This window comes from Streptomyces auratus (assembly GCF_050433025.1).
In the GTDB taxonomy this organism is placed as follows: Bacteria; Actinomycetota; Actinomycetes; order Streptomycetales; family Streptomycetaceae; genus Streptomyces; species Streptomyces sioyaensis.
In genome coordinates this window covers 1969806-1984765 of record NZ_JBNGCB010000001.1, presented here as the reverse complement: position 1 = coordinate 1984765, position 14960 = coordinate 1969806, and the positions used below count along the sequence as shown (strand labels likewise).

The following is a 14960-nucleotide window of genomic DNA, read 5'->3' as shown; positions in this document are numbered from 1 at the left end:
CCGCGCGGCGCGGCTCGGCCGGGCCGCGCCGCCCGCTGCTGACCGTCCACCGCCGCCCTGCTCCACCCGGGCGCGCGCACCGCCCCGCCCCGCCGTCACCCTGCCCGCGCCCGGCCCGCCGCAGTCCGGGGCCGGCAGTGGCGCGGGGCTCCGCCGGACCGACCGCGCCCGGCCGGCCGCGGGAGTGGTCGGGGCACCGTGAATGTCGGTGGCGGTCAGTAGGGTGGTGTGCATGGCAGACCCCAGCAGCTATCGACCCAAGCCGGGACAGATCCCCGACTCGCCGGGGGTCTATAAGTTCCGCGACGAGCACGGCCGGGTCATCTACGTCGGCAAGGCCAAGAGCCTGCGCCAGCGCCTGGCCAGCTACTTCCAGGACCTGGCCGGCCTCCATCCGCGTACCCGCACGATGGTCACCACCGCCGCCGCGGTGGAATGGACCGTCGTCTCCACCGAGGTCGAGGCGCTCCAGCTCGAATACACCTGGATCAAGGAGTTCGACCCCCGCTTCAACGTCAAGTACCGCGACGACAAGAGCTATCCGTATCTGGCGGTGACCCTCAACGAGGAGTTCCCGCGCGTCCAGGTCATGCGCGGTGCCAAGAAGAAGGGCGTGCGCTATTTCGGCCCCTACGGCCACGCCTGGGCCATCCGCGAGACCGTCGATCTGATGCTGCGGGTCTTCCCGGTGCGCACCTGCTCCGCCGGTGTCTTCAAGCGCTCCGCCCAGATCGGCCGCCCCTGCCTGCTCGGCTACATCGGCAAGTGCTCGGCCCCCTGCGTCGAGCGGATCTCCGCCGCGGACCACCGCGAACTCGCCGAGGAATTCTGCGACTTCATGGCCGGCCGCACCGGCGCCTACCTCCGCCGCCTGGAGCGGCAGATGCAGGAGGCCGCCGAGGAGATGGAGTACGAGCGCGCCGCCCGGCTGCGGGACGACATAGGGGCGCTCAAGCGGGCCATGGAGAAGAGCGCCGTGGTCCTCGCCGACGCCACCGACGCCGATCTGATCGCCGTCGCCGAGGACGAACTCGAAGCCGCCGTCCAGATCTTCCACGTCCGCGGCGGCCGAGTCCGCGGCCAGCGCGGCTGGGTCACCGACAAGGTCGAGGCCGTCACCACCGGCGATCTCGTCGAGCACGCCCTCCAGCAGTTGTACGGCGAGGAGCAGGGCGACGCCGTCCCCAAGGAGGTCCTGGTCCCCGCGCTGCCCGAGCCCGTCGAGCCGGTCTCGCAATGGCTCTCGCACCGCCGCGGCTCCCAGGTCTCGCTGCGGATCCCGCAGCGCGGCGACAAGAAGGACCTGATGGCCACGGTCGGCCGCAACGCCCAGCAGGCGCTGGCGCTGCACAAGACCAAGCGCGCCTCCGACCTGACCACCCGCTCCCGCGCGCTGGAGGAGATCGCCGAGGCGCTCGGCCTGGATTCGGTGCCGCTGCGCATCGAGTGCTTCGACATCTCCCACCTCCAGGGCGACGACGTCGTCGCCTCGATGGTGGTCTTCGAGGACGGCCTCGCCCGCAAGAGCGAGTACCGCCGCTTCCAGATCAAGGGCCGGGTGGGCGACGAGCAGGTCTGGCACGGCCAGGGCCAGGACGACGTCCGTTCCATGCACGAGGTCACCGCCCGCCGCTTCCGGCGCTATCTCCAGGAGAAGCAGCGGTCCGGCGAGTGGACGGAGGAGCCGGCCGAGGACGCCCCCGTGGAGGCCGACGGCCCCCTGGAGGCCGACGGCCGAATGGCCCCGGCCGCCGGCCGCCCCGTCGACGAGGACGGCCGCCCCAAGCGGTTCGCCTATCCGCCCCAGCTCGTGGTCGTCGACGGCGGCGCCCCGCAGGTCGCGGCCGCCCGCCGGGCCCTGGACGAGCTGGGCATCGACGATGTCGCCGTCTGCGGCCTGGCCAAGCGCCTCGAAGAGGTCTGGCTGCCCGGGGAGGACGACCCGGTGGTGCTGCCGCGCAGCAGCGAGGGCCTCTACCTCCTCCAGCGCGTCCGTGACGAGGCGCACCGCTTCGCCCTCAGATATCAGCGCACCAAGCGCGGCAAGCGGCTGAAGGCCTCGCCACTGGACGCCGTCGCCGGCCTGGGCGACACCCGCCGCCAGGCCCTGCTCAAGCACTTCGGCTCGCTGAAGAAGCTGCGGGCCGCGACGGTCGACGAGATCTGTGAGGTCCCGGGCGTCGGCCGCAAGACCGCCGAGACGGTCGTTGCGGCGCTGGCCGGGGCGGCACCGTCCGCCCCCGCGGTGAACACCGCCACAGGAGAGATCATTGAGGATGACGGGGCCCCACCGGCCGCGTTGTCGGCAGAACGGGGGCAGGAACGATGAGTACACCGCACGAAGCGAAGGAACCGGAGAGAGACGGTGCAGAGGTGAACACGGGCACGACCGACCAGGGCGAGAGCGCCGCGATCCCCGAGTTGGTGATCATCTCCGGGATGTCCGGCGCCGGCCGCAGCACGGCCGCGAAGTGCCTGGAGGACCTCGGCTGGTTCGTCGTCGACAACATCCCGCCCGAGCTGATCGCGCCGATGGTCGAGCTGGGCGCCCGCTCGCAGGGCAATGTCGCCCGGATCGCGGTCGTCGTCGACGTCCGCGGCCGCCGGTTCTTCGCCAACCTCAAGGAATCGCTGGCCACCCTCGACGCGCAGAACGTCAAGCGCCGCATCGTCTTCCTGGAGTCCTCCGACGAGGCCCTGGTGCGCCGCTTCGAGTCGGTGCGCCGCCCGCACCCCCTCCAGGGCGACGGCCGGATCGTCGACGGCATCGCCGCCGAGCGCGATCTGCTGCGTGAGCTGCGCGGCGACGCCGACCTGGTCATCGACACCTCCAGCCTCAACGTCCATGAGCTGCGCGCCAAGATGGACGCCCAGTTCGCCGGCGAAGAGGTCCCCGAGCTGCGCGCCACGGTCATGTCCTTCGGCTTCAAGTACGGCCTGCCGGTCGACGCCGACATGGTCATCGACTGCCGCTTCATCCCCAACCCGCACTGGGTCCCCGAGCTGCGCCCCTTCACGGGCCTCAACGACGAGGTCTCCAGTTACGTCTTCAGCCAGCCCGGCTCCAAGGAGTTCCTGGACGGCTACGCCGAGCTGCTGCGGATCGTCGCGGAGGGGTACCGCCGGGAGGGCAAGCGCTATGTGACCATCGCCGTGGGCTGTACGGGTGGCAAGCACCGCAGCGTCGCGATGTCCGAGAAGCTCGCCCGCCGTCTGGTCTCCGAAGGGGTGGAAACGGTCGTCGTCCACCGGGACATGGGGCGCGAGTGAGCGGGCGCACTCCCCGGCTGCGCCGGGTCCGCCGCTTCGTGCCCAGCGGGCGGACGACGAAGGGCGCCACCCCCAAGGTGGTCGCCCTCGGCGGCGGCATGGGCCTGTCCGCCTCGCTGACCGCGCTGCGCCGGATCACCGGTGATCTGACCGCCGTGGTCACGGTCGCCGACGACGGCGGCTCCAGCGGCCGCCTGCGCGACGAGCTGGGCGTCCTGCCGCCCGGCGATCTGCGCAAGGCGCTGGCCGCCCTCTGCGGCGACGACGACTGGGGCCAGACCTGGTCCCGGGTGATCCAGCACCGCTTCCAGAGCGAAGGGGAGCTCCACGACCACGCGGTCGGCAATCTGCTGATCGTCGCGCTGTGGGAACAGCTCGGCGACCATGTCCAGGCGCTCGACCTGGTCGGCAAGCTGCTCGGCGCGCACGGCCGGGTGCTGCCGATGTCGGCGGTGCCCCTGGAGCTCCAGGCCCAGGTCAAGGGGCATGACGCGGACCGCCCGGACGAGATCTCCACCGTCCGCGGCCAGGCCACCGTCGCGCTCACCCGCGGCGAGGTGCAGTCCGTCCATGTGGTCCCCGAGGACCCGCCGGCCGTCCCCGAGGCGGTCGCCGCGGTGCGTGACGCCGACTGGGTGGTGCTCGGCCCCGGATCCTGGTTCTCCTCGGTGATCCCGCATCTGCTGGTGCCGGAGCTGCGCGAGGCCCTGGAGGAGACCAAGGCCCGGAAGGTCCTTTCGCTCAACCTTGCGCCCCAACCGGGCGAAACCGATGGCTTCTCCCCGCAGCGTCATTTGGAGGTTTTGGCCCGACACGCCCCTAAACTCGCCTTCGACGTGGTGCTGGCCGACAAGGCCGCCGTGCCCGACCTCGACGGCCTGACCACTGCTGCAAAGCAGCTGGTCGGCAGCGAGGTCGAGCTGGCGGCGGTCGCCGCACAAGGAGACGACGCCCGGTCGAGCGCCGGGGGAGCCCCCGACCGGCACGACCCGGAGCTGCTGGCAGCCGCGTACGACCGTATTTTTCGGATGCATGGAAGGATCGGCCCATGGCGATGACGGCAGCGGTGAAGGATGAAATCTCCCGGCTCCCCGTCACCCGGACCTGCTGCCGGAAGTCGGAGGTCTCGTCGATCCTGCGGTTCGCGGGCGGTCTGCATCTGGTCAGCGGACGCATCGTGATCGAGGCGGAGCTGGACACCGGCATTGCCGCCCGCCGGCTGCGCAAGGACATCCTGGAGATCTTCGGGCACAGCTCCGACCTGGTGGTGATGGCCCCCGGCGGGCTGCGGCGCGGCAGCCGCTATGTCGTCCGGGTCGTGGCCGGCGGCGATCAGCTGGCCCGGCAGACCGGCCTGGTGGACGGCCGCGGCCGCCCGATCCGCGGCCTGCCCCCACAGGTGGTCTCCGGCGCGACCTGCGACGCCGAGGCGGCCTGGCGCGGGGCCTTCCTGGCCCATGGCTCGCTGACCGAGCCCGGCCGCTCCTCGTCGCTGGAGGTCACCTGCCCCGGGCCCGAGGCGGCGCTCGCGCTGGTCGGGGCCGCCCGCCGGCTCGGCATCGGCGCCAAGGCCCGTGAGGTGCGCGGCGTGGACCGCGTCGTCGTCCGTGACGGTGATGCGATCGGCGCCCTGCTGACGCGGCTCGGGGCCCATGAGTCGGTGCTCGCCTGGGAGGAGCGGCGGATGCGCCGCGAGGTCCGCGCCACCGCCAACCGCCTGGCCAACTTCGACGACGCCAACCTCCGCCGCTCGGCGCGCGCCGCGGTTGCCGCAGGCGCCCGGGTCCAGCGCGCCCTGGAGATCCTCGGCGAGGAGGTCCCCGAGCACCTCGCCGCGGCCGGCCGGCTGCGCATGGAGCACAAGCAGGCCTCGCTGGAGGAGCTGGGCGCCCTCGCCGACCCGCCGCTCACCAAGGACGCCGTCGCCGGCCGGATCCGCCGCCTGTTGGCGATGGCCGACAAGCGGGCCCAGGACCTCGGCATCCCCGGCACGGAATCCAATCTCACCGAGGAGCTCGCCGAGGGCATGGTCGGCTGACGGCTCCCTGCTGCGTACGCCCCCGGAGGCTCTTCGCGGCCCTGCTGTCACTCCCGCATCGATGCTGGCGGGGGCGGCACGGACAAGCCCCGAAGAGCACGACCGGGGGCGCTCGTTTGAGGTATCAGAGGCCCGTTTGTCAATGTCACGTACGTCTCTCATTGGGGGTAGGGTCGGAGGCGGTCGGGGACAGCCCATACAGCTCGCCGGTGGCTCATCGGCGTACCTAACGAGGAGATCGGTTCGTGACGATCCGCGTAGGCATCAACGGATTCGGCCGCATTGGTCGCAACTACTTCCGCGCGCTCCTGGAGCAGGGCGCGGACATCGAGATCGTCGGTGTCAACGACCTGACCGACAACGCGACTCTGGTTCACCTGCTGAAGTACGACACCATCCTGGGTCGCCTCAAGCAGGACGTCAGCCACACCGACGACACCATCACGGTCGGCAACCAGACCTTCAAGACGATGGCCGAGCGCGACCCGGCCAACCTCCCCTGGGCGGCGCTGGGCGCCGACATCGTCATCGAGTCGACCGGCATCTTCACCAAGAAGGCCGACGCCGAGAAGCACATCCAGGCCGGCGCCAAGAAGGTCCTGATCTCCGCGCCCGCCAAGGACGAGGACATCACGATCGTGATGGGCGTCAACAACGACAAGTACGACGCGGCCAAGCACCACGTCATCTCCAACGCCTCCTGCACCACCAACTGTGTGGCGCCGATGGCGAAGGTTCTCGACGAGAACTTCGGCATCGTCAAGGGCCTGATGACCACGGTCCACGCGTACACCAACGACCAGCGGATCCTGGACTTCCCGCACAGCGACCTGCGCCGCGCCCGCGCCGCCGCGGAGAACATCATCCCGACCTCGACGGGTGCCGCCAAGGCCACCGCCCTGGTCCTCCCGCAGCTCAAGGGCAAGCTGGACGGCATCGCGATGCGCGTGCCCGTCCCCACCGGCTCGGTCACCGACCTGGTCCTGGAGCTGGACCGCGAGGTCACCCGGGACGAGATCAACACCGCCTTCCAGAAGGCCGCCGAGGGCCAGCTCAAGGGCATTCTCGAGTACACCGAGGACCCGATCGTCTCCTCGGACATCGTGAACTTCCCGGCCTCCTGCACCTTCGACTCGAAGCTGACGATGTCCCAGGGCAAGCAGGTCAAGGTCGTCGGCTGGTATGACAACGAGTGGGGCTACTCCAACCGCCTGGTGGACCTGACCACCTTCGTCGGCGGCCAGCTCTGATCTCTGGTTGACACCCGAGGCACCGAGATGTGAGGACGGGGCTCGTACGGCGCGAGGAAGCGTCGTACGAGCCCCGTCCCGCGACCGACCTACGCACAACGGAGCCACTCCTCATGAAGACGATCGACGACCTTCAGGTCGCCGGGCAGCGGGTCTTTGTCCGCGCCGACCTGAACGTGCCGCTGGACGGCACCACCATCACCGACGACGGCCGGATCCGTGCCGTCGCCCCGACGATCGCCAAGCTCGTCGAGCGCGGCGCCAAGGTGATCGTCGCCTCCCACCTGGGCCGTCCCAAGGGCGCCCCGGACCCGGCCTTCTCGCTGGCCCCCGCGGCCGCGCGGCTGGGTGAAATCCTCGGCCAGAACGTGGCGTTCGCGACGGACACGGTCGGCGAGTCCGCCGCGTCCGTGACCGCCGGCCTGGCGGACGGCCAGGTCGCCGTGCTGGAGAACCTCCGCTTCAACGCGGGCGAGACCAGCAAGGACGACGCCGAGCGCGGCGCCTTCGCCGACCAGCTCGCCGCCCTGGCCGACCTGTACGTGGGCGACGGCTTCGGCGCCGTGCACCGCAAGCACGCCTCCGTCTACGACCTGCCGAAGCGCCTTCCGCACGCCGCCGGCGACCTGATCGCCACCGAGGTCGGCGTCCTGAAGAAGCTCACCGAGGACGTCAAGCGCCCCTACGTCGTCGCGCTCGGCGGCGCCAAGGTCTCCGACAAGCTCGCCGTCATCGACCAGCTGATCGAGAAGGCCGACCGCATCCTGGTCGGCGGCGGAATGGCCTACACCTTCCTCAAGGCCAAGGGCCACGAGGTCGGCATCTCGCTGCTCCAGGAAGACCAGGTCCCGGCCTGCCTGGAGTACCTGGCGCGGGCCGAGAAGCGCGGTGTGGAGTTCGTCCTCCCCGTCGACGTCCTGGTCGCGTCCGAGTTCCCGGACCTGAAGACCAAGGCCCCGGCCCACCCCGGGACCGTCGCCGCGGACGCGATCCCGGCCGACCAGGAGGGCCTGGACATCGGCCCGAAGACCCGCGAGCTCTACGCCGCGAAGCTCGCCGACGCGGGCACGGTCTTCTGGAACGGCCCGATGGGTGTCTTCGAGCACCCGGACTACGCGGGCGGCACCAAGGCCGTCGCGCAGGCCCTGCTGGACTCGGACGCCTTCACCGTCGTCGGCGGCGGTGACAGTGCCGCCGCGGTCCGCCTGCTGGGCTTCGACGAGAATGCTTTCGGCCATATCTCGACCGGCGGCGGCGCCAGCCTCGAATACCTCGAAGGCAAGACGCTCCCCGGCCTCGCCGCTCTGGAGGACTGAACATCGTGACTGACCGCACCCCGCTGATGGCGGGCAACTGGAAGATGAACCTCAACCACCTCGAGGCCATCGCCCACGTCCAGAAGCTCGCCTTCGCCCTTGCCGACAAGGACTTCGACGCCGTAGAGGTCGCGGTCCTGCCGCCCTTCACCGACCTGCGGTCGGTGCAGACGCTGGTCGACGGCGACAAGCTCAAGATCAAGTACGGCGCCCAGGACCTCTCCGCGCACGACTCCGGTGCCTACACCGGTGAGATCTCCGGCTCGATGCTGGCCAAGCTCAAGTGCGCGTACGTGGCCGTCGGCCACAGCGAGCGCCGCCAGTACCACGGCGAGAACGAAGAGATCTGCAACGCCAAGGTCAAGGCCGCCTTCAAGAACGGGATCACCCCGATCCTGTGCGTCGGCGAGGGCCTGGACGTGCGCAAGGCCGGCAACCAGGTCGCGCACACCCTCGCCCAGGTCGACGGCGGTCTGGCGGACATCCCGGCCGAGCAGGCCGAGACCATCGTGATCGCCTACGAGCCGGTGTGGGCCATCGGCACCGGCGAGGTCGCCACCCCCGAGGACGCGCAGGAGGTCTGCGGTGCCATCCGCGGGCGCCTCGCCGAGCTCTACAGCCAGGAGCTGGCCGACAAGGTCCGCATCCAGTACGGCGGCTCCGTCAAGTCCGGCAATGTCGCCGCGATCATGGCGCAGCCCGACGTCGACGGCGCGCTGATCGGCGGCGCGGCGCTGGACGCCGACGAATTCGTGAAGATCGTCCGTTTCCGCGACCAGTAGCCGCTATGACGAGGGGGAGCCCTCGTCGTACCCTGTCGGGGCCGGGACCGGTGCAGCAGCGCCGACCCCGGCCCCGCACCATATGTTCCACAGATTTTGATCCATACGTCCGTCCGTCAGTCCTAGAGAGTTGGTCCAGCCGTGGTCATCGGGTTCTCGATCGCCCTCATCGTCTTCAGCCTGCTGCTGATGATGCTGGTGCTCATGCACAAGGGAAAGGGCGGCGGCCTGTCCGATATGTTCGGTGGCGGCATGCAGTCCTCGGTCGGTGGCTCCTCGGTCGCCGAGCGTAACCTCGACCGCATCACCATCGTGATCGGTCTGCTGTGGTTCGCCTGCATCGTCGTACTCGGCATCCTGATGAAGCTCGGCAACTGACAAGGCGTCGGAGGCGCGGCCTATCATGAGGGTGGCGTCCTCGGACGGGTAACTCCAGCCACTGGACGCGCGTTGGGCCTTACGTAGACTGGGGCGTTCCGCAGCGCAGCTGCTGCGAGAGGCTGTGCAGCACCATTACGCAGGGAGTTACGACCGTGGCAAGTGGCAACGCGATCCGAGGAAGTCGGGTCGGGGCGGGGCCGATGGGGGAGGCCGAGCGCGGCGAGTCCGCGCCGCGCACCCGCATCTCCTTCTGGTGCTCCAACGGGCACGAGACGCAGCCCAGCTTCGCCGGCGATGCGCAGGTTCCGGACACCTGGGACTGCCCGCGCTGTGGTTTCCCGGCAGGCAAGGACCGGGACAGCCCGCCGGACCCGCCGCGCACCGAGCCGTACAAGACCCACCTCGCCTACGTCCGGGAGCGTCGCAGCGACGCCGACGGTGAGGCGATCCTCGCGGAGGCGCTCGCCAAGCTCCGCGGCGAGATCTGACGGAGCACCACACACACCGGCCGGCCCGGCCGGAGGGGACAGCACCCTCCGGCCGGGCCGGCCGCGTACGTGCGCCCTCACGGGTCGGCCCCCCAACTCCGGGAGCAGGCGGGGCAGCGATGCGGCGGTCGCCCGAGAGCGACTGTCAGTGGTCGCCCGTACTGTTTTCCGTATGCGCACGAGGCGGACGGGACGGGACGACGAGCAGGGTGCCGGTGCGCCGATACCTGTTCTTCAGGCCGCCGACAGCGCCTCGTCCGGCGGTGGACAGATGCCCCCTACCGCGGGCTGATCAATTAGGTTGGGAGACGGCGGGGCCGCTACGAGACGAAGAAGGCAGATGTCCGAGATGAACGCAGAAGGCCGCAGCAGGCTCGACCAGTTGCCCGAGTGGACCGCGCTGGTCAAGCACCGCGAGCAGCTGGGGAAGGTGCATCTGCGCGAGCTGTTCGAGCGGGATCCGGGGCGCGCCGAGCGCTACACCCTCCAGGTGGGCGATCTGCACCTGGACTACTCCAAGCACCTGGTCACCGACGAGACGCTGCGGCTGCTGGGCGAACTGGCCTCGGCGACCGGTGTGGCGGAGCTGCGGGACGCGATGTTCCGCGGTGAAAAGATCAACATCACCGAGCAGCGCTCCGTGTTGCACATCGCGCTGCGCGCGCCCGGCTCGGCGGTCATCAAGAGCGACGGGGAGAACGTCACCCCCGCGGTGCAGTCCGTCCTGACGAAGATGGGCACCTTCGCCGACCGGGTCCGCTCGGGCGACTGGAAGGGCCACACCGGCAAGCGCATCAAGACCGTCGTCAACATCGGTATCGGCGGCTCCGACCTGGGCCCGGCGATGGCGTACGAGGCGCTGCGTGCCTACACCCACCGGGACATGCAGTTCCGCTTCGTCTCCAATGTGGACGGTGCCGATCTGCACGAGGCGGTCCGCGATCTGGACCCGGCCGAGACGCTGTTCATCATCGCCTCGAAGACCTTCACCACCATCGAGACCATCACCAATGCCACATCGGCCCGCGACTGGCTGCTGAGCGGGCTGCGCGCCGGGGGAGAGGCCGTCGCCCAGCACTTCGTGGCGCTGTCGACCAACGCCGAGAAGGTGACGGAGTTCGGCATCAACCCGGACAACATGTTCGAGTTCTGGGACTGGGTCGGCGGCCGTTACTCCTTCGACTCCGCCATCGGCCTGTCGCTGATGGTCGCGATCGGCCATGAGCGGTTCCGCGAGATGCTGGCGGGCTTCCACCTCGTCGACGAGCACTTCTGCTCCGCCCCGCTCCACGAGAACGCCCCGCTGCTGCTCGGCCTGCTGGGCATCTGGTACGGCAACTTCTGGGACGCCCAGTCCCACGCCGTGCTGCCCTACAGCCACTACCTCTCCAAGTTCACCGCCTACCTCCAGCAGTTGGACATGGAGTCCAACGGCAAGTCGGTGGACCGCGACGGACACCGGGTCAACTGGCAGACCGGCCCCGTCGTCTGGGGCACGCCGGGCACGAACGGCCAGCACGCCTACTACCAGCTGCTCCATCAGGGCACCAAGCTGATCCCGGCCGACCTCCTGGGCTTCGCCGAGCCGGTCGCCGATCTGCAGCCCGGCCTGGTGCCCCAGCACGACCTGCTGATGGCCAACCTCTTCGCCCAGGGCCAGGCGCTGGCCTTCGGCAAGACGCCGGACGAGGTGCGCGCCGAGGGCGTGGCCGAGGAACTGGTCCCGCACAAGACCTTCCCGGGCAACCGCCCCACCACCACCATCCTGGCCAAGGAGCTCAGCCCGTCCGTGCTGGGCCAGTTGATCGCGCTCTATGAGCACAAGGTGTTCGTCCAGGGCGCGGTCTGGAACATCGACTCCTTCGACCAGTGGGGCGTGGAGCTGGGCAAGGTCCTGGCCAAGCGGGTCGAGCCGGCGCTGACCGACGGCGCCGAAGTGCCGGGGCTGGACGCCTCGACGGCCGGTCTGGTCGCCAAGTACCGCGCACTGCGGGGTCGTTGATCCGGACGGTCCCGCCGGCGCGGCCGCCGTGACGCCGAAGGCCCCGCACCCCTCCCAGGGTGCGGGGCCTTCGTATGGCGGCCGGGCCTGACCGCTCAGGCCGAGGCCGGCGGATAGAGCCCGCGTGGCAGCTGTGCCGCCGCCGCCTCGTCCAGCAGCCACAGCGTCCGGCTGCGGCCGCGGGCACCGGCCGCCGGGGCCTGTACCTCGCCGGCGCCGGACAGCGCGATGGCCGCGGCGTTGGCCTTGTCCGCGCCGGCCGCCAGCAGCCAGACCTCCCGTGCCGCGCGGATCGCGGGTAGGGTCAGCGAGGTACGGGTCGGCGGCGGCTTCGGCGCACCGTGCACCCCGACCACCGTCCGCTCCTGCTCGTAGACGGCCGGCAGCTCCGGGAAGAGCGAGGCGACATGGGTGTCCGGGCCGACGCCCAGCAGCAGCACGTCGAAGGACGGCACCGGGCCGTGGTCCTCGGGCCCCGCGGCGGCGGCGAGTGCGGTCGCGTACGCCTCGGCGGCGGCGTCGGCGTCATTGCCGTACGGGCCGTCCGACGGGGGCATCGGATGCACCCGGGCCGGATTCAGCGGGACGCTGTCCAGCAGCACCTCCCGGGCCTGGGTGTAGTTGCGCTCCGGATCGCCGTCCGGTGCGAACCGCTCGTCGCCCCACCACAGATCGAGCCGGGTCCAGTCCACCGCGTCCCGTGCGGGCGCCTCGGCGACGGCTGCGAGCAGCCCGTTGCCGTTGCGCCCGCCGGTCAGCACCACGGACGCGGAGCCGCGGGCGGCCTGCGCATCCACGATCTTGGTGATCAGCCGGGCCGCCGCCGCCTTCGCCATCAGCTCCTTGTCGCGATGGACGACAACCTGCGGAGCACTCACTTGGCGGCTGCCTTCCTGGCGGGCGCCTTCTTCCCCGCAGGCTTGGCCGCAGTGCTTCCGGCCGCCGCCGGATCCCCGGCCGCCGGCGAGGAGTCCTTGCCCTCACCGAGCCGGTCCACGCCGTACTTGAGCGCGGCGGCGTAGATGTCGTCCGGGTCGAGCCGGCGCAGCTCCTCGGCGAGCAGCTCCGAGGTGTCCCGCCGCTTGAGCGCCACCGCACGGTCCGGCTGGTGCGGCATGCAGAGCGTGGCCAGCGAGCCGTCCGGGCGGTCCAGCACGATCGAGCCGATGCTGGACTCCATCCGTACGGCGGTCAGGCCGGGGCCGGCGGACACCTTGCGGGTGACCGGGACTTTCAGCCGGTCGGCGAGCCACATGGCGAGCAGCTCGCAGCTGGGGTTGAACTCCTCGCCCTCGACCTCGGCCGAGCCGACCGTGCACGGGGCCTGGTCGAGCGCCGCCGCGAGCATCGAGCGCCACGGCGTGATCCGCGTCCAGGACAGATCGGTGTCGCCCGGTGTGTAGGTCTCCGCGCGGGCGGACAGCTCCCGGACGGGCTGCTCGGCGGCGTAGGCGTCGGTGACCCGGCGCTGGGCCAGCGCACCGAGCGGATCCTTGGCGGGGTCCAGCGGGGCGTTCACCGCCCACCAGACCACGACCGGGGCGTCCGGCAGCAGCAGCGGCAGCACCACGGACTGGGCGTGGTCGATGACCTCGCCGTAGAGCCGGAGTATGACCGTCTCGCCGGTGCCGGCGTCCGTGCCGACCCGCACCTCGGCGTCCAGGCGGGCCTTGGCGCGGTCGCGCGGCGACCGGCTGACCCGCTTGATGACGACGAGGGTGCGGGAGGGGTGCTCACGCGACGCCTCGTTGGCCGCCTTGAGGGCGTCGTAGGCGTTCTCCTCGTCGGTGACGATGACGAGGGTGAGCACCATGCCGATGGCGGGGGTGCCGACGGCGCGCCGGCCCTGGACCAGTGCCTTGTTGATCTTGCTGGACGTGGTTTCCGTCAGATCGATCTTCATGGCCGGCGCCAGCTCCGTCCGTCTCGTGCGAGCATTTCGTCCGCCTCGGTGGGACCCCAGGTGCCCGCCGGATACTGCGCGGGCTTGCCGTGCTTCTCCCAGTACACCTCGATCGGGTCGAGGATCCGCCAGGACTGTTCGACCTCCTCCAGCCGCGGGAAGAGGTTGGCGTCACCCAGCAGCACGTCCAGGATCAGCCGCTCGTACGCCTCGGGGCTGGACTCCGTGAAGGACTCGCCGTACGCAAAGTCCATCGAGACGTCGCGCACCTCCATCGAGGTGCCGGGCACCTTCGAACCGAACCGCACGGTCACGCCCTCGTCCGGCTGCACCCGGATGACCAGGGCGTTCTGTCCCAGCTCCTCGGTGGCGGTGTGGTCGAAGGGGGAGTGCGGGGCGCGCTGGAAGACCACCGCGATCTCGGTGACCCGGCGGCCCAGGCGCTTGCCGGTGCGCAGATAGAAGGGGACGCCCGCCCAGCGGCGGTTGTCGATCTGCAGCTTGATCGCGGCGTAGGTGTCGGTCTTCGACTTGGGGTCGATGCCCTCTTCCTCGAGGTAGCCGACGGCCTTCTCGCCGCCCTGCCAGCCCGCCGCGTACTGCCCCCGGACGGTCTCCTTGCCGAGATCCTTGGGGATCTTGACCGCACCCAGCACCTTGGTCTTCTCCGCGACCAGCGCGTCCGCTCCGAAGGAGGACGGCTCCTCCATGGCGGTCAGCGCGAGCAGCTGGAGGAGGTGGTTCTGGATGACGTCCCGGGCGGCGCCGATGCCGTCGTAGTAGCCGGCCCGGCCGCCGATGCCGATGTCCTCGGCCATGGTGATCTGGACGTGGTCGACATAGCTGCGGTTCCACAGCGGCTCGAACATCGTGTTGGCGAACCGCAGCGCCAGGATGTTCTGGACCGTCTCCTTGCCCAGGTAGTGGTCGATCCGGAAGACCTCGTTGGTCGGGAAGACCTCGTGGACGATCCGGTTGAGCTCCTGGGCGCTCTGAAGGTTGTGGCCGAAGGGCTTCTCGATGACGGCGCGGCGCCAGGAGCCCTCCGTCTGGTCGGCCAGCCCGTGCTTCTTCAGCTGCTGGACGACCTTGGGGAAGAACTTCGGCGGCACCGAGAGGTAGAAGGCGAAGTTGCCGCCGGTGCCCTGGGCCTTGTCGAGCTCGTTTATCGTCTCCTTGAGCGTCTCGAAGGCCTCGTCGTCGTCGAAGGTGCCCTGGACGAAGCGGCAGCCCTGGACCAGCTGCTGCCATACCTCCTCGCGGAACGGCGTACGGGAGTGCTGCTTGACCGCCTCGTACACCTCCTGCGCGAAGTCCTCGTGCTCCCATTCACGACGGGCGAACCCGATGAGCGAGAAACCCGGCGGGAGCAGACCGCGGTTGGCCAGGTCGTAGACGGCAGGCATCAGCTTTTTACGGGACAAATCGCCCGTGACACCGAAGATGACCAGGCCCGACGGCCCCGCGATGCGCGGGAGCCGTCGGTCTGCGGGGTCACGAAGCGGGTTGGCTCCGCGTGCATCGGACAAA

Annotated in this window: 13 protein-coding genes; 10 read left to right on the top strand and 3 right to left on the bottom strand. The window is 70.3% G+C overall.

The genetic code is table 11. The annotated features are described in order from the left end of the window. Positions 1–232 precede the first annotated feature (232 nt). From uvrC to pgi, 10 genes are all read left to right on the top strand, one after another. A complete protein-coding gene (uvrC, locus tag BKA18_RS08500; RefSeq protein WP_366046165.1) occupies positions 233–2329 on the top strand; it encodes an excinuclease ABC subunit UvrC in 2097 nt (698 codons plus the stop codon). Beyond that, positions 2326–3270, top strand: coding sequence for an RNase adapter RapZ (rapZ, locus tag BKA18_RS08495; protein ID WP_078568763.1), 945 nt, complete (start codon positions 2326–2328; stop codon positions 3268–3270). Before uvrC ends, rapZ begins: the two co-directional genes overlap by 4 nt. After that, on the top strand, positions 3267–4328 hold the full coding sequence (locus tag BKA18_RS08490; protein WP_366046164.1) for a gluconeogenesis factor YvcK family protein: 1062 nt from the start codon (positions 3267–3269) through the stop codon (positions 4326–4328). The genes rapZ and BKA18_RS08490 overlap by 4 nt, the downstream gene beginning before the upstream one ends. Further along, the gene (gene whiA / locus BKA18_RS08485) at positions 4319–5308 is read left to right on the top strand and encodes a DNA-binding protein WhiA (protein ID WP_018091880.1); all 990 of its coding nucleotides are present in this window, start codon (positions 4319–4321) and stop codon (positions 5306–5308) included. Before BKA18_RS08490 ends, whiA begins: the two co-directional genes overlap by 10 nt. A 245-nt stretch (positions 5309–5553) precedes the next feature. Beyond that, complete coding sequence (gene gap, locus BKA18_RS08480) at positions 5554–6558, top strand: type I glyceraldehyde-3-phosphate dehydrogenase (protein ID WP_006606292.1); 1005 nt, start codon at positions 5554–5556, stop codon at positions 6556–6558. 113 nt (positions 6559–6671) lie between these two features. Continuing rightward, positions 6672–7874 (top strand): phosphoglycerate kinase, encoded by a 1203-nt coding sequence (locus BKA18_RS08475; RefSeq protein ID WP_366046163.1) that lies wholly within the window; start codon positions 6672–6674, stop codon positions 7872–7874. Positions 7875–7879: 5 nt separating this feature from the next. Beyond that, positions 7880–8656, top strand: a complete 777-nt coding sequence (gene tpiA, locus BKA18_RS08470) for a triose-phosphate isomerase (RefSeq protein WP_366046162.1) — start codon at positions 7880–7882, stop codon at positions 8654–8656. A gap of 141 nt (positions 8657–8797) precedes the next feature. Further along, positions 8798–9034, top strand: a complete 237-nt coding sequence (gene secG, locus BKA18_RS08465; protein WP_006606295.1) for a preprotein translocase subunit SecG — start codon at positions 8798–8800, stop codon at positions 9032–9034. 155 nt (positions 9035–9189) lie between these two features. After that, on the top strand, positions 9190–9525 hold the full coding sequence (locus BKA18_RS08460; RefSeq protein ID WP_006606296.1) for an RNA polymerase-binding protein RbpA: 336 nt from the start codon (positions 9190–9192) through the stop codon (positions 9523–9525). 349 nt (positions 9526–9874) lie between these two features. Continuing rightward, positions 9875–11527 (top strand): glucose-6-phosphate isomerase, encoded by a 1653-nt coding sequence (gene pgi, locus BKA18_RS08455; protein ID WP_366046267.1) that lies wholly within the window; start codon positions 9875–9877, stop codon positions 11525–11527. Between the two features lie 95 nt (positions 11528–11622). Here pgi and pgl read toward each other — a convergent pair whose 3' ends face one another. The 3 genes from pgl to zwf are packed head-to-tail and all read right to left on the bottom strand — an operon-like array spanning position 11623 to position 14959. Next, positions 11623–12405: a 6-phosphogluconolactonase gene (gene pgl, locus BKA18_RS08450; protein ID WP_006606298.1), complete on the bottom strand. Its 783-nt coding sequence runs from the start codon at positions 12403–12405 to the stop codon at positions 11623–11625. Beyond that, positions 12402–13430 carry a glucose-6-phosphate dehydrogenase assembly protein OpcA gene (gene opcA / locus BKA18_RS08445; protein ID WP_366046161.1) on the bottom strand — a complete coding sequence of 343 codons (1029 nt, stop codon included), beginning with the start codon at positions 13428–13430 and terminating at the stop codon, positions 12402–12404. Before opcA ends, pgl begins: the two co-directional genes overlap by 4 nt. Further along, positions 13427–14959 (bottom strand): glucose-6-phosphate dehydrogenase, encoded by a 1533-nt coding sequence (gene zwf, locus BKA18_RS08440; protein WP_366046160.1) that lies wholly within the window; start codon positions 14957–14959, stop codon positions 13427–13429. Before zwf ends, opcA begins: the two co-directional genes overlap by 4 nt. Position 14960: the final 1 nt, after the last annotated feature.

Bases quoted from the DNA above. Each gene is read 5' to 3' on its own strand.
- BKA18_RS08475 (WP_366046163.1), top strand. From the start codon at position 6,672: ATGAAGACGATCGACGACCTTCAGGTCGCCGGGCAGCGGGTCTTTGTC.
- opcA (WP_366046161.1), bottom strand. From the start codon at position 13,430: ATGAAGATCGATCTGACGGAAACCACGTCCAGCAAGATCAACAAGGCA.
- pgi (WP_366046267.1), top strand. From the start codon at position 9,875: ATGAACGCAGAAGGCCGCAGCAGGCTCGACCAGTTGCCCGAGTGGACC.
- uvrC (WP_366046165.1), top strand. From the start codon at position 233: ATGGCAGACCCCAGCAGCTATCGACCCAAGCCGGGACAGATCCCCGAC.
- rapZ (WP_078568763.1), top strand. From the start codon at position 2,326: ATGAGTACACCGCACGAAGCGAAGGAACCGGAGAGAGACGGTGCAGAG.
- whiA (WP_018091880.1), top strand. From the start codon at position 4,319: ATGGCGATGACGGCAGCGGTGAAGGATGAAATCTCCCGGCTCCCCGTC.